Origin of the sequence: Streptomyces mutabilis (assembly GCF_014649815.1) — a bacterium.
Classification (GTDB): Bacteria; Actinomycetota; Actinomycetes; order Streptomycetales; family Streptomycetaceae; genus Streptomyces; species Streptomyces mutabilis.
The window spans coordinates 33,304-52,597 of record NZ_BMTT01000007.1 but is presented as its reverse complement, the minus strand read 5'-3'; the positions used below and the strand labels follow the sequence as shown (position 1 = coordinate 52,597).

Here is a 19,294-nt window from a genome sequence, read left to right as displayed (position 1 = left end):
AGACAGCGCTGCAATGGGAAGCAGCCTGGACGCTCGAACGCGCCCGGATGCGCCCGGATGCGCCAAGCCCATGGACGGTGGCGATGGCGCTGGAAAGCACCCTTGCTGGAGCGGACCGCCATGCGCGTCGATCCATTCAGCCCCGCTCTGATCAAGCGGATCCGTGCCAGCAGCCGACCAACACCACGAGCTTGAAGGTTTCGTTAAGCCGATCGCTCCTCTCGCGCAGAACTTTGCTGCTCAAGCTGCAATTCTCGCTTACGCTGCTCTTCCTTCAGTCGCTCGACGAACCGCGCAAACATCCTCAGCCGGTCCGCCTCGGAGAGCGGCTGAGACGGGTCCGTACCAGCGTAATCATCGAGCATGAACTGCGACGCGTTGTAGTGTTTCTCGATCTCATCGGCCGTCGACTGCAAGTTGTATCCCCGCTCACGGAACTTGAAGTAACCCGTAATGCCAGCGGCGATACCTACTGACGCACTGAGTGCGGACGTGATTATCCTCAGAGCCAAGTTGGAGCCCTCGTTCATCGCCGTCAGCGTCGACGTGACGATCGACCCCGTGATGATGATGATCTGGAAGAAGTTGTGAACCCGGCGGTTTCTGGCGGCCCCTTTCCGATACTGATCAATTAGATCAAGGGCGGCTTCGCGATAGATTCTTAGACCCGACGGCGAGTCCAGCGGAAGCTTCGCTGCGGCAATCTGCCGGTCCAGTGAGGCGTTCCGCAACGTCGTGTTGGCCAGGACGATCTTCTTACGGTTCTTCCAAAGTGCCCACCCAGCGGCCACCCAGAGCACCAACACGATGACCAAGCCGGCGTATCTGGTAAAGGTCGGCTGCTCGTTCCACAAGCCCACGACGACGGTGTATCCAAGCAGGAGCGCCAGAGCGATGGCGCCCACCATTGTCAGCAGGAAGATCCGCTGAAACGTCCGAGCAGCCCTGAGATCGTCCTCGAGCTGGTCGAAGGCCTTCACTTTCTCGCGGTACTCCTGCTGGAGCGCGCGCTCCTGTGCCTCCGTCAGCCCAGTGGGGTCCGCCCCACGGCCGCCTGTCCCTGTGTTCACTGTCTCCCCCTGTCACCGGCGCATGCTCAGGACGCAGCCGCCCATCATGACGCCCACGTCCCTCAAGCACCAGAAGGAGAACATCTTTAGGCGATCAAGCAAGGGTCCTCACGATGAGTGATGAACCGCTCTAGCTGTGCTGGCACATCCCTCTGGGCAGGCTCCACCCTCTCGAGAACGAGCCCTGCTCGGTACTGCATCCCGCAAGTAGCTGTCCCCGGCGCCTCAGCTTGAAGCAGGCTCGCGGTCCCCATCAGACCCGGATCGTTTCACTCCGGATCGCCCGTCGTACGGAGACACCTGTTGTGCTCCCGGGCTGGCATGTGATCATGCCTGCAGGCACTGGCATCGCGGCCTCCGAGGAGGCGAAAGGGGGAGGGATGGCCACTGATCCGTTAGAGACAGCGTGGAAGCTGCAAGCTGGTCTCACCGACTCGACGGGCAAGGCAGACGCTAAAGCCTCGTTCGCACTAGCCATCCAGTCAACCGTGCTGGCGCTTCTCGGCATTCTGACCAGCGCCGGTAAGAGTCCTGGCAACCCTGAGCACGGTGTCTCTCTCATCCTCCTGTGGGTAGGGGCCGCCCTTCTTGCCTGCGGAGCCTGTTGTGCTGCCGCTGCGGTCTCACCCAATCTGCGCAAGGAGCGACGCGGTCCACAGCCGGACGATGACTTCCTCTTCTTCGGTCACCTTCGGCACTGGGACCCGACGGATCTCGAGACTGCCTTGAAAGACAAGGACCTTCTGCCGAACCTCTCGAGACAGATCGTGGTTATGAGTGAGATTGCTTGGACCAAGCATCGCCGCGTGCAGTGGTCCTTCGCACTGGCTGCGATCGGCTCTGCGGCGCTCGGCCTAGCCTCAATTGTCAAGTGAAGCAACCCGCTTGTATCTGAGGAGGGCAACTCATGGCTTACCGACCACATCGAGTCGTCCTAGGCGAAGAATTATGGAAAAACCTCTGCTCCTTGGCGCCCGAGCGCCCACGTGCCACAGGCAGCGTATTACTGCGCCAAGGCGACCCCGGCACCTACGTTCTCGCGCTCACCTCGGGCTCAGCAATCGTGACACTGACTGGAGCGAACGGGGAGCGCACGTTGCTCGCGGTGCGCGGCGCCGGTGAGTTGTTTGGTGAGCTGGCTGTGTTGGATTCGCAGCCAAGGTCCGCTTCAGTCACTGCAGTACGCCCGTGCCTCGTCCATGTCATCGCCGCTCCCATCTTCGAGAAGTTCGTCGCAGACCACGGCCTCATGAACGTGATGCTGCGGCACGCCATTGCCCGGGTGCGGACAGCGGAAGAGGTACGACTGGAACTGGCGACCGCGCCCGTCGCGCACCGGCTGGCCTTCGCCCTGCTGCGACTTTTCGAAGCCGCAACACCAGAAGGTGGCGAGGTTGAGATTCCCTTGACGCAAGAAGAGCTGGCGCAGTTGATCGGAGCATCACGTAATGCGGTCGGCTCGGCTATCGGCAGGTGGAAGTCGATGAGGTGGGTCGCCACTTCGCCAACCGGCAGCTTGTTGATCAAAAACATGGATGCCATCCATAGCTCGACGCGCCGGGCGATGTGACACACCGCACGCAGGTGATGCCCAGCAGTGGGCAACCCTGGCGCCGCAGCCTCGGCACCATGAGAGGTCCCAGATCACCGCACCCGCCGCGAAGGAGCTGACACAGCGTGCACGACGAGATCGCACCCCGTGCAATACCATCGGAAAAGTCCCTCTTCGTCGTAGACATCAGAGACTTCAGCAAAATCCCGGAGTCTCATATGCCACTCATCCGCCAGGATCTGGGTGACATCATGACGCGCGTTTTCGCGCGTAGCGGCCTTGCTGAAGATTGGGAGGACAAGCTCTCTAGGGACACTGGCGATGGCGCGATCTTCGCCCTTCCTCCGAACCGGATGGCTTGGCTTCTGGACCCCCTGCTAGGCAATTTGAACCAGGAGCTTATCCGCTACAACAAAGGTCAACCGAGATCCATGCCCGCCATCTGGCTCAGGGTGAGCATCGACGTTGGCCCTTTGCCTCCTGAGGACCCGAGCGACGCGAGCGTCAATGCCTGCAGGTTGGTCAACAGCGACCTTGCCTACGCTGGTATGACGGCCGCCATTGAGCACGGCTCCTACGTCGCCACAGTCGTCTCCCAAACTGTCTTCAAACGCACCGTGGACGCAGACCGGCTTGAGCTGCTGTCCGAAAGCGACTTCCTGTCCTCCACCCCGCAAGTAGCCGGCAAACCCTCATTCAACCAGCTCAACGAGCTGGCCTACATCCATGTGCCTGGCGTGCGCCCCGCCAGCATCGAACCCCACCTTGCCCGTCACTCCGCCGGTCACCAGCACACCGGAGCGTCGCACACCGCCTCCACTCCGCATCCGTCCGTCAGCTCTACGCAGCCCTCAGCCGCACCGAAGTTTCAGTTCAACGCAAGCGTTGGCACAGTCGCCGATCACATTGGCACCATCTACCAGCCAATCAGTTTCCCGGCCCCACAAGCTGACAGCTGACCTGCACCGCCCACAGGCAACACATTTCAAGACCAACTCGACCACTCAGGAGAAGTAACGGTGTCCGATGCGGAACTCCCGCCGTCCAACCCGGCGAAACCGACTACGCCACCTGACGTCCCTGACGTACGTTCGACGGCTCGGCCAGGGGGAATCGGCCACTGGTTCCGGACGTCGTCCGATGCCGAGCGGGCCGAAGCGACTCATTCCCAGGACATCACTGGGCAAGATGGGGCCAGGGACTCCTTCGTCTACGCCCCCGATCACCGGCTCGTCGACCAGACCCACGAGCCTCCACAAGCGAGCGCCTCATACACATTCGCCAGCCCGGTAGGTGTGGTTGCGGATCGCGTCGACAAGATCGTGAACGAGACGCGTAAACGCGATGTGTTGGACTGGATCGAACTCGACCGACAACGCCTACTTAAGCTTGAGCCATTCGTGAAGGACCCTAAGTGGGACTCCGCCTGGCAAAGTGCGCGTGCCGCCACCAAGGAGACTCGGGTTCGCGTTCTTATCGTGGTGGCTCCTCGCGGTTGCGGATCCACGACTTTCACCCACCAATTCATCGCTCGTGAAGCGGACACCCGCTTCAAGCTGTGCAGGGCCGAAGCGGACTGGGAAAGCCCAGCCGTGAGCAAGTTGCCCCTCGAGGTGGGGCAAATCCTCCAGATCGACCTGAAGGATCCTGGCCAAGACCGCCCCTCCACCACGTTCTTGAAGGACCTCGATGGGCACGCTCAGAAGCTCGAGGAGTGCAAGTCCTACCTCGTCCTCACCGTGGCCGAAGAGCTGTGGCGAGGCCATCGCGCCTGGGTTCCAGACCGCGCTCGTGTCGTCCACCTCAACGATTCACCCGATCCTCAGGAGGTCATCAAAGCGCACCTGCGGACAGCTGGATATCCGGGACTTGTCGCTTACGCACAGACCGATAAGGCGCGCGAGCAAATCCGCGGGCTGAACGCTATTGAGGCCGTACGTGCGGCAAGTACCGTGATCAGGCAGTGGGAGGAGCTGGGACGACGCCGGCCACCAGCCCTGTTGGTGGGGGACGGCCAGGAGTCGCCGCTAGACGATGAGCTGCGTGCTCAGGTCGAGAACGCTCTGGCCGACTGGCGCGATGACTTTGACATCTTGTTCGGAGACGCTGGAGAGGGCGAACAGCGCGGCATGCGGCCGCTTCCGCTGGACGATCGTTGTCTGTTGCTTGCTCTGGCGCTGCGGCAGTCCTCACCAGTCCTGCAGATCGCGACAGACGCTCGGCTGCTCCAGGAAGAGATCGAAGCGTCTTCAGGCAAGACGACCCGTTTCTCCGACACCGGAAGCGTCTTTGCCGGGCGAGGGCTGCGTCGCCGTATCCAGGATGTCGGTGCTGCGGTCGACTCGCGGGACTACGTTTCCTTTGACCGTCCCGGCTATGGCCAAGCCGTTCTGACATATGTGTGGGACAACTACGAGATCATGCGGCCGCGCCTGCTGGAGTGGTTGGTGAAAGCCAGCGACGCCAGCGCGAATGACGACCCAGCCATCAACGCGCTCGCTCAGCTCTCCTTCCGTTTCGGGGGAACAAAAGACCTCTCCGATCTACGCGCAACAGCTCTAAAGACGCCCCAAGGGGACGCTGTGCTCGGCAAGGTTCTTGCACACAACGCCCATGATGAACACACGGGCCGACTCGTGTGGGCCACCCTCTATTCTTGGGCGTCCCAAGCCCCGGTGCAATCAGTCGTTGTCGCCATGTGCCGTGACGTCCTGCGTGACCCCAACGCCACCGTGCCGATCTCCAAGATGGCGATGGTCCGGCTACGCCGAGTGGTCCAGGAAGCGAGCAATGGACCCGCTCGAGACGCTGTACTCGAAGCCTGGCGAACTCTCGCCACTGATCTCGGTCGCACCGACCTCCTGGTAGACGAAATTCAGAAGTGGCAGCGCAAAGCCACACAGGGAACAGCAGGAAAACTCGCCCTGCTCGCGCTCATGCCACTCGAACACGACGGAATTCCATGGTTGCTTTCCGATGAGCCTCCCGAGATCGATGTGGAAGCCGGACTGCGTGATCTGTTCGCCGATCCTGAGCTGCTTTCAGAGACGATCCCTGTCGTCATTGACTGGGTTCGCACCTGCGCCTATGACACCAGCCGATACGAACGACTGAGGGACAGGCTGCTTTCTCCCTTGCGTGACCAGAAGGTCTTCAATGCCGGAATGCAGCTGATGCAGGCCTTGGCTGACGTACGGCGGCCGGACGGCAGCAGCATCGGTGAAGACCTATATGGCAGGTTGGGAGATCCCCGACTGCGAGCCGTCTTCCCCCTGACGGAGAGCACATCGTGACATGGCTTTGGCGCCGAGAACCGCGCAAGACCACCTCGGCGCAGCCGCGCCGGCTAGCCAGCGCCACGCCTGGCATCGCATTTGAGGCCAGTATCACCGCCTGGTGGCGTCCTAAGCGACGTAATCGCCACCTGAACCTCGAGGAACTGGTCCGGCACGACGTAACAGCCGCCGCCGATAAGCTGGCCCAATGCCTGGAAGCAACTGATCTTCCCGCCGCTCAAGACGCGATCAACGCAGCTATAGGAGATCCCGATACCACACCAAACGCCCACTACCGACTGGTGAAGGTTGAGGTTCTACTAAGTCTCTCGGCGACATCACGGGAAATTCTATCCCAGCGTCAGGCCGACGCCGAGCGAATTAGACGACTTCACTTCCTTAAGGCGCACTTGTACGATGACCCATCTTTGGTCGTACTCGACAGGCTTGAAAACCATTCCGAACGGCCATCAGACAACGAAATTGAATACATCCAACGGCTCGCTCGCTCGCTACACGCAAACGAAAGCTGGTGGCGGCCACTACTGGAACAGTGGGAGCAACTGGGCGAAGGTTTCACCAATACTGAGATGCAACACCGTGCCATGACGGCCATCCTCAACTCACTTGCGGCACTCAAGGACGACTAGTACCGCAAGTGGCCCCCGTCATGCTGCTCCAGGCCTGATCTTTCTCTCTGGCATGCCTCTACGCCACGGGCAACCACGTGACTCACGTGCCACATACTTCTTCAACACCCCACCAGCACAATTGCACCGCCGCATAGAGATAAGCATGAAACTGTGGGAACTGCGCTCCTACGAGCAGGTGATCAAGCTGGAGCAGGAACGGCTGGTGTACCAGGCGCGGCTGCGCTCGCGGTTCGGCCGCGGCTGGCGCCGCAAGGCGCCCGTGGAGTCGCTGATGCCGCTGCGGCTGGCCCGCTACGGCGTTCCCCTGGCGCAGACGGCCCCGGCGGGCCTGGCGGCGGCGGGCATCGAGCCGGCGCTGCTCCCGCCGGCGCCCCGGCAGGTGGACGAGGCCCCGCAGACCGCGCCCGCGGCGGAGCAGCGGCCCGAGCTGGTCGAGGGCCCCGCGGCGGACCCGTCTCCTTCGCGCGCCGTCCCGGAGGCGGACGGCGAACCCGACGAGCAGAGCCCCTGGTTCAACACCCGTCAGGTCCAGTACCAGGGCGGGTACGACCCCACCTACGATCCCGCGGAGCACTACGCCCAGTGGTACGAGGAGCAGCAGCGGGCCGACCAGTACCGGGATCAGTACGAGGAGGAGCCGCCGCTCCAGGAGCCCTCGCCTGAGGAGACCGGCAGCTTCCCGATACCGGTCGTGCCGGGACGTACCCGCGAGCTGGGTGAGGGCGGCGGCACCCCCGATGCCTCCGAGTCCCCCGAGCCCTCGGAGTCCCCCCGGCCCTCGTCCCAGGGCCCGGACGAGGACGCCTACTACCAGGTCTTCAAGCAGTCGATCAACGGCAGCTATCCGACGCCGCGCGAGTTCGGCGACAACGTGGAGGCGACGTTCGGTACGCAGCTTCCCGACCACGAGACCAAGCGCCTGGTCACCCACTTCACCAACCGCCACAGCGCGGAGCTGGAGGAGGACCACATCGCGTAGGGAGCAACGCGCAGGGAGCGTGCGTACGGCGAAGGGGGCGCCCGGCGAACACCGGGCGCCCCCTTCTTCGTAGCGGCGGGACCTACTCCCCGAGCAGGGTCCGCACCCGTTCCTGCCCCACCGCCAGCAGCAGCGTGGGCAGGCGCGGGCCGGTGTCGCGGCCGACGAGCAGGTGGTAGAGCAGCGCGAAGAACGACCGCTGTGCGGTCTTGATCTCCGGCGGCAGCTCCTTGGGCGTGGCGTCGGCGGAGAAGCCGGCCTGGACCTTGGGCACGCCGTAGACGAGGTGGGTGAGCCCGTCCAGGGACCAGTGGTCGGCGAGTCCGTCGAGCAGCAGCCGCAGCGAGGCCCGGCCCTGCTCGTCGAGGGACTTCAGCAGCTCGGCGTCGGGCTCGTCGCGCACGATGGTGCGCTGGTCGGCGGGGACGTGGGTGTTGATCCACGCCTCGGCCTTGTCGTACCGCGGCCGGGCCTCCGCCAGCGCGCCCAGCGGGTCGGCCGGGTCGAGCTCGCTGAGGATGCGCAGCGCCTGGTCCTGGTGACCGGCGGTGATGTCGGCCACGGAGGCGAGCGTCCGGTACGGCAGCGGCCTGGGCGTGCGCGGCAGCTCACCGGCGGCCGTGCGGACGGCACGCGAGTGGGCGGCGGCGTCGGCGGGCAGGGCCGAGCCGTCGGCGACCTTGGCGTCCAGGCGGTCCCACTCGTCGTAGAGGCGCTGGATCTCCTGGTCGAAGGCGATCTTGAAGGACTGGTTGGGGCGGCGGCGGGCGTAGAGCCAGCGCAGCAGCTGGGGCTCCATGATCTGGAGCGCGTCGGCCGGGGTGGGCACCCCGCCCTTCGACGAGGACATCTTGGCCATGCCGCTGATGCCGACGAAGGCGTACATCGGGCCGATCGGCTGCTCGCCGCCGAAGATTCCGACGATCTGCCCGCCGACCTGGAACGACGACCCGGGGGACGAGTGGTCGACGCCACTGGGCTCGAAGATCACACCCTCGTACGCCCAGCGCATCGGCCAGTCGACCTTCCAGACCAGCTTGCCGCGGTCGAACTCGCTCAGCCGCACCGTCTCGGAGAAGCCGCAGGCGGTGCAGGCGTAGGTCAGCTCGGTCGAGTCGTCGTCGTACGCGGTGACCGTCGTCAGGTCCTTCTCGCAGTTGCCGCAGTACGGCTTGTACGGGAAGTACCCGGCGGAGCCGGAGCTGCCGTCGTCCTCGGCGGCGGCGCCGGAGCCCTCGGCGGCCTCCAGTTCGGCCTCGTCCACGGGCTTCTGCGACTTCTTCGCGGGAGCCTTCTTGGTCCGGTACTGGGCGAGGATCGCGTCGATGTCCCGGCGGTGCCTCATCGCGTGCAGGACCTGCTCGCGGTAGACGCCGGTGGTGTACTGCTCGGTCTGGCTGATCCCGTCGAACTCGACGCCCAGCTCGGCGAGCGAGGCGATCATCGCGGCCTTGAAGTGCTCGGCCCAGTTCGGGTGGGAGGAGCCGTTCGGGGCCGGGACGGAGGTCAGCGGCTTGCCGATGTGCTCGGCCCACGTCTCGTCCACGCCGGCGATCCCGGCCGGGACCTTGCGGTAGCGGTCGTAGTCGTCCCAGGAGATCAGGTGCCGGACCCGGTGGCCCCGGCGGCGCACCTCGTCGGCGACCAGGTGCGGGGTCATGACCTCGCGCAGGTTGCCGAGGTGGATGGGGCCGGACGGGGAGAGTCCGGACGCGACGACGACCGGTTTGCCCGGGGCACGGCGCTCCGACTCGGCGATGACCTCGTCCGCGAAACGGGAGACCCAGTCGGTGGTCTCTGTGCTCTGAGCCACGATCGGCACGTCCTCTTTCCTGGAACTTCTCTGGAACTGCTCCTGAAGCAGCCGGTACGGTCGCACGGCTGACCGCTCCATTCTCCCAGCCCGGCCCGCATCCGCGAAAACCGCTTTTCACCGCGTGGGATACTCGGTTCCCGTAGCTTCAGAAAGCCTCACTCCCGGAACCCCGAGCAGAACGGCGAACCACTCCATGGCCTCGGTCACGTCCCTCAGCGACTCCGTCCAGCAGCAGCTCGCGTCCGCCCTCACGGCCACCCGGCCGGAGGCCGCCGGCGCGGACCCGCTGCTGCGACGAAGCGACCGGGCGGACTACCAGGCCAACGGCATCCTCGCGCTGGCCAAGAAGGCCAAGGCGAACCCGCGGGAGCTGGCCGCCGAGGTCGTCGCGCACATCACCACCGGCGACCTGTTCAAGGAGGTCGAGGTCTCCGGGCCCGGCTTCCTCAACATCACCGTCGGCGACCGGGCGATCACCGAGAACCTGGCGGCGCGGTACGCGGACGACACCGGCCGCCTCGGCGTACCGCAGGCCCGGCACCCCGGCACCACGGTGATCGATTACGCCCAGCCGAACGTGGCGAAGGAGATGCACGTCGGTCACCTGCGGTCGGCGGTCATCGGTGACGCCCTGCGCGGCATGCTCGACTTCACCGGCGAGAAGACGATCGGCCGGCACCACATCGGCGACTGGGGCACCCAGTTCGGCATGCTCATCCAGTACCTCTGCGAGCACCCCGGCGAGCTGGCGCCGGCCGAAGAGGTCGACGGCGAGCAGGCCATGTCCAACCTGAACCGGGTGTACAAGGCCTCGCGTGCGCTCTTCGACTCGGACGAGGAGTTCAAGGAGCGGGCCCGCAGGCGGGTCGTCGCCCTCCAGTCCGGCGACAAGGAGACCCTCGAGCTGTGGCAGCAGTTCGTGGACGAGTCGAAGGTCTACTTCTACTCCGTCTTCGAGAAGCTCGACATGGAGATCCGCGACGAGGAGATCGTCGGCGAGTCGGCGTACAACGACGGTATGCCGGAGACCGCCCGGCTCCTGGAGGAGATGGGCGTCGCGGTGCGTTCCGAGGGCGCGCTCGTGGTGTTCTTCGACGAGATCCGCGGCAAGGACGACCAGCCGGTCCCGCTGATCGTGCAGAAGGCCGACGGCGGCTTCGGCTACGCGGCCTCCGACCTCACCGCGATCCGCAACCGGGTGTCCGACCTGCACGCGACGACGCTGCTGTACGTCGTCGACGTGCGCCAGTCGCTCCACTTCAAGATGGTCTTCGAGACGGCCCGCCGGGCGGGCTGGCTGAACGACGGCGTCACCGCGCACAACATGGGCTACGGCACGGTCCTCGGCGCGGACGGCAAGCCGTTCAAGACCCGCGAGGGCGAGACCGTGCGGCTGGAGGACCTGCTGGACGAGGCGGTGCAGCGGGCCGCGGAGGTCGTACGGGAGAAGGCGCGGGACCTCACCGAGGAGGAGATCCAGGAGCGGGCCGCGCAGGTCGGCATCGGAGCCGTGAAGTACGCGGACCTGTCGACGTCGCCGAACCGCGACTACAAGTTCGACCTGGATCAGATGGTCTCGCTCAACGGCGACACCAGCGTGTACCTCCAGTACGCCTACGCCCGCATCCGGTCCATCCTCCGCAAGGCCGGCGAGGTCCGCCCCGCCGCCCACCCGGAGCTGGACCTGCACGAGGCGGAGCGGGCGCTGGGCCTGCACCTGGACGCGTTCGGGGACACGGTCTTCGACGCGGCCGCGGAGTACGCCCCGCACAAGCTGACCGCGTACCTGTACCAGCTGGCGTCCCTGTACACGTCGTTCTACGACAAGTGCCCGGTGCTGAAGGCCGAGACGCCCCAGCAGGTGGAGAACCGCCTGTTCCTGTGCGACCTCACGGCCCGCACCCTGCACCGGGGCATGGCCCTGCTGGGCATCAGGACGCCCGAGCGGCTCTGACGCCTTCACCGGCGAACGGGCGAGGCGGCCCGTCCTCTCCCAGGCGGAGAGGACGGGCCGCGTCGCGTACTGTGTCCTCCCGTCCTCGAACACAGCCCCGGGAGAGCTTCAGTGCGAACAGGGAAGGCATCCGCCGCGCTGAGGACGTCCGGTACACGCCGGACGCCTCGGGACCGGCACGGGTCCGGCGGCCGGATCGGCGTCCTGGACGGGCTGAGGCTGTGCGCGGCTCTGATGGTCGTCCTCTATCACTACGTCGCTTTCGGAGAGGGCTGGGAAGGCTCCCAGGCGCAGCTCTTCCCGGTGCTCTTCCGGCCGTCCGCCTACGGGTGGCTCGGCGTCGAGCTGTTCTTCATGATCAGCGGCTTCGTCATCTGCATGAGTTCGTGGGGACGGAGCATCTCCCACTTCTTCACCTCGCGCGTGATCCGGCTCTTCCCCGCCTACTGGCTGGGAATCCTCGTGACGACCGCCGTCGTCTTCCTCATGCCCGGGGGAATCGCCCCGCTGCCGTGGCGCGACATCCTGGTCAACCTGACCATGCTGCAGAGGCCCATGGGGGTCGAGGACGTCGAGGGGGTGTACTGGACACTCTGGGCGGAGATGCGTTTCTACCTGCTCTTCGCGCTGGTCGTGTGGCGGGGGGTGACCTATCGGCGCGTGGTCGTCTTCTGCTGTGTCTGGGCGACTGCCGCGGTGCTGGCGACACGGAGCGAGGCCAGTCCGATCAGTGACCTGCTGATGGCGCAGGACTGCTGGTTCTTCATCGCCGGGCTGGCCTTCTACCTGATGTACCGCTTCGGGCAGAACCTGCTGCTGTGGGGCATGATCGCTTTCTGCTTCGCCATGGGCAACCACACGGCGATGGAGACCTGGCGGGGGACGCTGGACAACGTCGGGGACAACGTCCCCGGCTGGGGTGTGGCGGTCGTCCTCACCGTCTTCTTCGTGACGATGGCGGGCGTGTCCCTGGGCTGGTTCAGCCGGATCGACTGGCGCTGGCTGCCCACCGCCGGCGCGCTCACCTACCCGCTGTACCTCCTGCACGAGTCCATCGGCTGGGAGGTGTTCCACCACTACCAGTCCAGCGTCAACCAGTGGGTGCTGGCCGGCGGGACGCTGCTGGCGGTTCTGGTGCTCTCCTACCTGGTGCACCGATGGGTGGAGAAGCCCATGGCCAAGCGCCTCAAGGTCGCGCTGAACACGGCCTTCGAACAGATCCGGGCCGAGGGGGCCACCCACCGCGGCGACACCCCGGCCGGCGCCGGATCCGTGCGCGCGGAGCCCGGCCGGCCGGGCTCCGAACCGCTCGCACAGGAGGTGGGCGCGGCCGCACTCCCGGGCGCGGGCGTCCCTTCCCCCGCCCACGCGCCGAGCGGCCAGGGCCACGACCACACCCGGGCATGACCCGGCGCGCCCCCGGCGCCGATTCGCCCCAGGCCCGGGTCACCCGGCCCGCAGCGCCTCCCCCAGCCTCCGCAGCCCCTCCGCGATCTCGCCCGGCGTCTGCGTGACGAAGCACAGCCGCATGGTGGCGCGGTCGGGCTCCCCGGCGTGGAAGGGGGCGCCGGGGACGTACGCCACGTCGTGGCGGACCACCTCGGGGAGCAGGGCCGTGGTGTCGTACCGCTCCGGCAGCCGTACCCACACGAACATGCCGCCCTCGGGGCGGGTCCACGCCGATCCCGCCGGGAGCGCGTCCGCGAGGCCGGCGAGCATGGCGTCCCGGCGTGCGCCGTAGGCCGCGGCGACGCGCGCGACGTGGGCGTCCAGGTCGCGGTCGGCCAGGTACCGGGCGGCGGCGAGCTGGTTGACGGTCGGGGTGTGGAGGTCGGCGGCCTGCTTGGCGACCGCGCAGGCCCGGCGCAGTTCGGCGGGCGCCCGCAGCCAGCCCAGGCGCAGGCCGGGCGCCATGACCTCGGAGAAGGAACCCAGCAGCACGGTGCGGGTACTTCACCCCTTGGCGCCGAGGCCTCCGTAGACGTTGATGTCGGCGTCCGTGACGTCGTTGATGTCCTTGTACCGGACCTTCTCGATGTCCTCCAGGCCCGCCAGGTAGGACTCCTCGGGCTGCTCGGGCACGGGGGCCGCGTGATCCGGGCGCCATCGGTGCACCGGGACGACCCCGGGCTCGGCGACCTTCAGCCCGGTCTCCGTGAAGAAGCGCTCGATGTCGTTGCGGGAGCGCAGCACGAAGGTGAACCCCCGCTCGGTGTACGTCCGCTGGACCGCGCGGATGTTCTCCGGGTTGAGGTCCTCGGTGAGGTGGCTGAGGACGAGGCGGCTGCCGGCGGGGAGCGCGTCCATCAGCCCGCGGACGATCGGGTACGCCTCCTCGTCCTCGACGAAGTGCAGGATGGCGACGAGGCAGAGCGCGACGGGTCGGCCGTAGTCGAGGGTCCCGGAGGCCAGTTCGAGGATCCGCTCGGGGCTCTTCAGGTCGGCGTCGATGTAGTCAGTACGGCCCTCGGGACCGCTGGTGAGCAGGGCGCGGGCGTGGGCGAGGACGACCGGGTCGTTGTCGACGTAGACCACCCGGGACTCGGGGGCGATGCGCTGGGCGATCTGGTGCACGTTCTCGGCGGTCGGCAGGCCGGTGCCGATGTCGAGGAACTGGCGGATGCCGTCCTCCTCGGCCAGCGTGGTGACGGCGCGGCGCAGGAAGTCGCGGTTGTGCCGTACGTCGAGGTAGCCGCGCGGGTTGGCGGCGAGCCCGGCGGCGGCCGCGTCGCGGTCGGCGGGGTAGTGGTCCTTGCCGCCGAGGAAGACGTCGTAGACGCGGGCCGGGTGCGCCTTGCTGCTGTCGATCCTCTTTCTCAGCTCCGCGGGGTCCTGGCTGAGGGCGTCACCGGGCATGGGCGTCTCCTGACGAGTGAACCGTTGTGTGGTCAACAACCTAGCTCTCCACGGGAGTTGCCCGTGCCCGACGCCCCCTCCCGCCTCCTCTCAGCCCTCCTCGACCAGTTCCCAATGGTCGCTGCCGAGCGGGTACGCGTAGTAGGAGTCGTCCTTGGAGGCGCTGGTGCGGAACGGCCGGCCGTGGTCGTCGACCCGCAGGGTGCCCTCCCGGCCGCCGCTCGACCACTCCAGCTCCAGGTACCAGCTCACGTCGTGCTCGCCGGTGTGCGCGTTGACGTGGAACACCTCGAGGTCGGACTCGGTGACCGAGTACGGGAAGTCCTGCTGGCCGCCGATCGGCATCGCCAGGGGGTCGCCCAGGTCGAGCGCGACGTCGAAGGCCTCGACATCCACCTTCCCGCCGCAGCCGTTGCCCATCACGTACTGGTTCCAGTCCAGCGGCTGCTCGCTGCTCACCACGCGCACGTGCAGGTCCTTCAGGACGACGGTCTCCGGGCCGGTGCCCTGCACGGTGAGGACGACCGTCTGCCGGTTCGCGGAGACCGCGCCGTGGGCGGTGGCCCAGCCGACCGCGTCCTGCTGGGCGGGCGGCTTCAGCACGTTCTTCGGGCTGCGGTCGACCAGGAAGGCGTGGTCGCAGGGGGAGTCCCAGTGGTACGGGGTGGTCGAGACGGTGAGCACGGGACCGGAAGCGGGCGCGCGTCGGCCCGGCGAGGCGGCGGCACCGGGGCGGGCCGCGGAGGCGGAGGGCGAGGGGGGCGTGGACGGGGAGGCGGACGCCGACGCGGAGGGGCTCCCGCTCGCGGTCGTCGACGCGGTGGAGCTCGCGGACGCCGACGACGAGGGCGGCACCGCCCCAACGGCTCCGGCCGGGCCGTGCCGCCCGTCATCGCCCGTACCCGACACGAGGTTCGCCACGAGCGCCACGGCGACGCTGACGGCGACGACGCCGGAGGCCGCGTAGAGCGCGGCGCGGGGGACGCGGCGACGGGGAGTGGGCGGTGCGGAGTCGGAGGGCGTCGGTGAGGGGTCTCCGACGGCGCCGACGGAGACGGTCGCCTCCTCGCAACCGTCGGCCTGTCCGCCGCCGACCGCGGCTTCCGTGGCTCTCGCGGCTCCTGGAACTCCTTCGGCTTCCGTGCCTCCCGAGCCTGCGGCGGCTCCTGTACCTGCCGCGCTCTCCGCCTTCCCTGCTTCCTCCGCCCGCCCCTCCCCCTCGCTCTTCTTCACGCCCCGCAGCGCGTCCGCGCGGATCCAGCGACGGTGGAGTTCGAGCAGTTCCTCAGGGGTGGCCCGGCAGACGCGGGCGAGGCGTTCGACCGGGGCGAACTCGACGGGGACGACCTCCCCACTGACGTACCGGTGGAGGGTCGACGCGCTCGTGTGCAGCCGTTTGGCCAGTGCCCCGTAACTCAGCCCGGACCGCTCCTTGAGCTCCCGCAGCAGTCCCGCGAAGTCGTCCCCCGCCACTGATCCTCCCTCTCCCGCATCCCCGTACCGCATCCCGGAGGGATGGCATTCTCGCAGGTCAGAGCCGTTGCAGCCATCCCATTGTCCCGCATACCCCGGCTGCTCTGGCGACCGGGACGACCCCGGGCCCAAGCTGTCGTCATCCAAGCAGCCGCTCCCGACGAACGGCCGAGCGGCTCACCTGAACTCACCCGAAGGAGCCCACCCATGTCCGCACGCACCGCCCGCCGCACCCGCCTGTTCGCCGCCACCACGGTCGCGCTGGCCGCCCTCGCCCTGACGGCCTGCGAGAGCGACACCTCGGACACGGGCGCCTCGGCCCCGGCGTCGTCCTCCTCCCCGGCCGGCGCGCAGAGCGAGCCGACCACGGGTGAGAAGGAGCCGGGCAACGGCTCGAAGGAAACGAACGGCTCCGCCGGCTCGACCGGCTCGGGCTCCACGGGCTCCTCGGGCTCGGGCTCCTCGGGCTCCTCCGACGAGCCCAACGGGGGCTCCGCCGCCGGAGTGAGCGACGGCTCCGACTCCGACAAGCCGGGGAAGTGCTCCGCCTCCGACGTCAAGATCACCGCGAAGAAGGTGTCCCGCCCCCTCAACCACCTGCTGCTGACCGCCACCAACACCGGCTCCAAGACGTGCATGCTGCCGCCGTACCCGGCGGCGCGCTTCGGCGGGGCGCAGTCCGTGCCGCCGGTCGCGGAGGCGACCAAGCCGCAGTCCCTGACCGGGGTCGAGCCCGGCAGGTCCGGCTACGCCGGGGTGCTGCTGTCGTCGGGCGACGGCAGCGGCGGGAACGGCTACGAGACGAACACCCTCACGATCCCCTTCGAGGACGGCTCCATCGCCACGGTCGCCCTGCCCTCCGGCGGCGTGTACGTCGACACCGCGCTGACGGTGACCTACTGGCAGACCAGCACGGACAACGCGCTCGGGTACTGAAGGGGTGCCCGCACCCCTTGCACGGACCACCGGGCGAGGTCGCTCAGCGCAGCGTGCGAGCGACCTCGGTTGCCCAGTAGGTCAGGATGTTGCGCGCACCGGCCCGCTTGATGCCGGTGAGCGACTCGAGGATGGCCCGGTCGCGGTCGATCCAGCCCTTCTCGGCGGCGGCCTCGATCATCGAGTACTCGCCGGAGATCTGGTAGGCGGCGACGGGCACGTCCACCGCGTCGGCGACCTTGGCGAGGATGTCGAGGTAGGGACCGGCCGGCTTGACCATCACCATGTCGGCGCCCTCCTCCAGGTCGAGGACCAGCTCGCGCAGGGACTCGCGCACGTTGGCGGCGTCCTGCTGGTAGGTCTTCCGGTCCCCCTTCAGCGAGGACCCGACGGCCTCCCGGAACGGCCCGTAGAAGGCGGACGCGTACTTGGCGGTGTAGGCGAGGATCGCGACGTCCTCCCGCCCGATCTGGTCGAGCGCGTCGCGGATGACGCCGATCTGGCCGTCCATCATCCCGCTGGGCCCGACCACGTGGGCGCCCGCGTCGGCCTGGACCTGCGCCATTTCGGCGTACCGCTCGAGGGTGGCGTCGTTGTCGACCCGCCCCTCGGCGTCGAGCACACCGCAGTGCCCGTGGTCGGTGAACTCGTCGAGGCACAGGTCGGACATGACGAGCAGCTCGTCCCCGACCTCGGCCCGCACGTCCCGCAGGGCGACCTGGAGGATGCCGTCCGGATCGGTACCCGCCGTCCCGGCGGCGTCCTTCTTCTCCTCCTCCGGCACGCCGAAGAGCATGATCCCGGAGATCCCCGCCTCGACCGCCTCGGCGGCGGCCTTCTTCAGCGTGTCCCGGGAGTGCTGCACGACCCCGGGCATCGCCGCGATCGGCACCGGCTCGCCGACGCCCTCGCGGACGAAGGCGGGGAGGATGAAGTCGGCGGGGTGCAGCCGGGTCTCGGCGACCATCCGACGCATGACAGGAGTGCTCCGCAGCCGCCTGGGCCGCGTACCGGGAAAGGATCCGTACGTCGACATACCACCTACGCTACGCCCGCCCCACCCGTGCCTTTGCCGACGGAGAGTCGGCCCGGACACCCCTTGACCTCAACCATGCTTGAGCTCCTACGGTCGCCGTCATGGAGTACTCACACACGGACGCCGAACTGATCCAGCAGCCCATCGGCTACTGGAGCTGGGCCGCCTACAAGGCCGTCGTCACCCGCACCCGTGCCGCCCTCGCCGAACTCGGCACGACCCAGCCCCAGTGGTGGACCCTGGCCCAAATAGCTCGCGCCCCGTCCCCGAAGACCCGCGCCGAGATCTCCGCACTCCTGCGCGACTACCTCGACACGGGCCCGGAGACGATGGAGTCGGAGATCGACGCGACCCTCGCCAACGGCTGGACCGCGCAGAGCCCCGACGGCCACCTGACCCTCACACCGGCGGGCAGGACCTTCTTCGAGAAGGTCGCCGCCCTCCAGGACGACCTGTGGACGGAACGCCACGCCGGCATCTCCGACGACGAGTACCTGACCACCATGAAGGTGCTCCAGCGCTTCATCCACAACACGGGCGGCAGGGCCCGGCACCACTAGGGCGTCGGCCGGGGCCTCTCCGGCGGCCACGGCACGTCGGCCAGCAGCGGGAGCAGCGTCTCCTCCTCGTGGTCGAGGTGCGCGTTCAGCTCGGCCGACATCGCCGACAGTTCCGTACGGAACCGGTCCGGATCGGCGATGTGGACACCGGCCAGCAGCGCCGCCAGCTCGCCCTGGACGCGGGCCACGGCGCGGTGCTCGTCGGCGAGCCGGTCGAAGACGTCGGCCAGGTGGGGGTGGTGACGGGTGATGCCGGGGAACAGGTGCTCGTCCTCACTCACGTGATGGAACTCCAGCGCCTGGCAGAACGCCAGGCACCGCTGCCGGATCTGGAGCCCGAGCCCCGGCGCCGGCGGCTCACCGGGCCCGGAGTGCGCGGCGCGTGCGGCGAAGTGCGCCTCCACCTCCGCCCGCACCTGACGCAGCTGCCCGCGCAGCCAGGTGTGGACCTCCAGCAGCTTGTCGGCGAGGGTGCGGACCTCCCCGGGGCCGGACCACCCCGAGGGCTCGGCCCTCCCCAGCACCACCACCGGCAGCGGCCGCCGGGTCCGCTCCTGGTAGTCGCCGTAGCCGGGCACGGCCCGCACGACGTACGCGAACAGCTCCTCCCGCCGGGCTCCCTCGGCGGGGACCGCCAGCGCCTCGAAACTCGACGTGCCCACCTCCACCCGGACCACGGGGTGGGCGAGCAGGTTGTAGTACCAGCCGGGGTGCCGCGGGCCGCCGAGGTTGGACCCGACGACGAGGAGGGAGTCCCCGTGGCGGACGTATCCGAGCGGCGTGGTCCGCGAGGCCCCCGAACGGGCGCCGGTGGTCGTGAGCAACAGAAGGTCCCCGCCTTCGAAGGGACCACCGACCTTCCCCCCGTTGGCGCGGAACTGGTCGATGACGGACTGGTCGAAAGTCGTGGGCATGCGTATCCGTGTCTCCATGACGGCAGGCCGCGGCGCGGCACGGTGCCGGGAAATGTGAAGAGAAGAAGAGAGAAGAGAAGAAGAGAGAGGACGACGACGTGCGGAAGCGCTGCGTCGTGTCAGGGCGTGGAGCAGTAACTCATCACGTACCCCTTGAGCCAGGGTGCTCGCCCGATCGCCGGCCGGCCCACCGCTCTTTGACCGGCGCCACGCGGCACCA

At 67.7% G+C, this 19,294-nt stretch carries 15 protein-coding genes and 2 pseudogenes; 10 read left to right on the top strand and 7 right to left on the bottom strand.

The genetic code is table 11. The features are described 5' to 3' along the window. Positions 1-203 precede the first annotated feature (203 nt). Positions 204-980, bottom strand: coding sequence for a DUF4231 domain-containing protein (locus tag IE142_RS16740; RefSeq protein ID WP_229830576.1), 777 nt, complete (start codon positions 978-980; stop codon positions 204-206). A gap of 419 nt (positions 981-1,399) precedes the next feature. Here IE142_RS16740 and IE142_RS16735 point away from each other — a divergent pair, with 419 nt between their 5' ends. From IE142_RS16735 to IE142_RS16710, 6 genes and pseudogenes are all read left to right on the top strand, one after another. Continuing rightward, a complete protein-coding gene (locus IE142_RS16735) occupies positions 1,400-1,945 on the top strand; it encodes a Pycsar system effector family protein (protein ID WP_191886524.1) in 546 nt (181 codons plus the stop codon). A gap of 92 nt (positions 1,946-2,037) precedes the next feature. Continuing rightward, positions 2,038-2,640, top strand: a complete 603-nt coding sequence (locus tag IE142_RS16730; RefSeq protein ID WP_229830572.1) for a Crp/Fnr family transcriptional regulator — start codon at positions 2,038-2,040, stop codon at positions 2,638-2,640. 107 nt (positions 2,641-2,747) lie between these two features. Then, a complete protein-coding gene (locus tag IE142_RS16725; RefSeq protein ID WP_191886522.1) occupies positions 2,748-3,581 on the top strand; it encodes a hypothetical protein in 834 nt (277 codons plus the stop codon). Between the two features lie 60 nt (positions 3,582-3,641). Next, positions 3,642-5,915, top strand: coding sequence for a hypothetical protein (locus IE142_RS16720; protein WP_191886521.1), 2,274 nt, complete (start codon positions 3,642-3,644; stop codon positions 5,913-5,915). Then, entirely contained in the window at positions 5,912-6,547 is a 636-nt protein-coding gene (locus IE142_RS16715) for a hypothetical protein (RefSeq protein ID WP_191886520.1), read from the top strand. Before IE142_RS16720 ends, IE142_RS16715 begins: the two co-directional genes overlap by 4 nt. Positions 6,548-6,692: 145 nt before the next feature. Next, positions 6,693-7,529, top strand: a pseudogene (locus tag IE142_RS16710) (DUF2637 domain-containing protein); the annotation flags it as partial. Between the two features lie 82 nt (positions 7,530-7,611). Here IE142_RS16710 and lysS read toward each other — a convergent pair. Further along, positions 7,612-9,351: a lysine--tRNA ligase gene (lysS, locus tag IE142_RS16705; protein WP_191886519.1), complete on the bottom strand. Its 1,740-nt coding sequence runs from the start codon at positions 9,349-9,351 to the stop codon at positions 7,612-7,614. A 187-nt stretch (positions 9,352-9,538) separates the two neighbouring features. On the opposite strand from lysS, the gene argS reads away from it, so the two are divergent. Then, positions 9,539-11,299 (top strand): arginine--tRNA ligase, encoded by a 1,761-nt coding sequence (gene argS / locus IE142_RS16700; protein ID WP_191886518.1) that lies wholly within the window; start codon positions 9,539-9,541, stop codon positions 11,297-11,299. A gap of 111 nt (positions 11,300-11,410) precedes the next feature. Then, positions 11,411-12,706, top strand: coding sequence for an acyltransferase family protein (locus tag IE142_RS16695; RefSeq protein ID WP_229830570.1), 1,296 nt, complete (start codon positions 11,411-11,413; stop codon positions 12,704-12,706). A 39-nt stretch (positions 12,707-12,745) separates the two neighbouring features. Here IE142_RS16695 and IE142_RS16690 read toward each other — a convergent pair. From IE142_RS16690 to IE142_RS16680, 3 genes and pseudogenes are all read right to left on the bottom strand, one after another. After that, positions 12,746-13,246, bottom strand: a pseudogene (locus IE142_RS16690) (aminotransferase class I/II-fold pyridoxal phosphate-dependent enzyme); the annotation flags it as partial. A gap of 6 nt (positions 13,247-13,252) precedes the next feature. Further along, positions 13,253-14,155 (bottom strand): SAM-dependent methyltransferase, encoded by a 903-nt coding sequence (locus tag IE142_RS16685; RefSeq protein WP_191886517.1) that lies wholly within the window; start codon positions 14,153-14,155, stop codon positions 13,253-13,255. Between the two features lie 90 nt (positions 14,156-14,245). After that, positions 14,246-15,628, bottom strand: a complete 1,383-nt coding sequence (locus IE142_RS16680; protein WP_191886516.1) for a helix-turn-helix domain-containing protein — start codon at positions 15,626-15,628, stop codon at positions 14,246-14,248. 207 nt (positions 15,629-15,835) lie between these two features. Here IE142_RS16680 and IE142_RS16675 point away from each other — a divergent pair, with 207 nt between their 5' ends. Further along, positions 15,836-16,564 (top strand): DUF4232 domain-containing protein, encoded by a 729-nt coding sequence (locus IE142_RS16675; RefSeq protein ID WP_191886515.1) that lies wholly within the window; start codon positions 15,836-15,838, stop codon positions 16,562-16,564. Positions 16,565-16,607: 43 nt separating this feature from the next. Here the strand turns inward: IE142_RS16675 and hemB are convergent, their stop codons facing one another. Further along, positions 16,608-17,600, bottom strand: coding sequence for a porphobilinogen synthase (gene hemB, locus IE142_RS16670; protein ID WP_191886514.1), 993 nt, complete (start codon positions 17,598-17,600; stop codon positions 16,608-16,610). 101 nt (positions 17,601-17,701) lie between these two features. Here hemB and IE142_RS16665 point away from each other — a divergent pair, with 101 nt between their 5' ends. Then, positions 17,702-18,160, top strand: coding sequence for a MarR family winged helix-turn-helix transcriptional regulator (locus IE142_RS16665; protein WP_191886513.1), 459 nt, complete (start codon positions 17,702-17,704; stop codon positions 18,158-18,160). Here IE142_RS16665 and IE142_RS16660 read toward each other — a convergent pair. After that, positions 18,157-19,074: a nitroreductase/quinone reductase family protein gene (locus IE142_RS16660; protein ID WP_191886512.1), complete on the bottom strand. Its 918-nt coding sequence runs from the start codon at positions 19,072-19,074 to the stop codon at positions 18,157-18,159. The two genes, IE142_RS16665 and IE142_RS16660, sit on opposite strands and share 4 nt — an antisense overlap. Positions 19,075-19,294 lie beyond the last annotated feature (220 nt).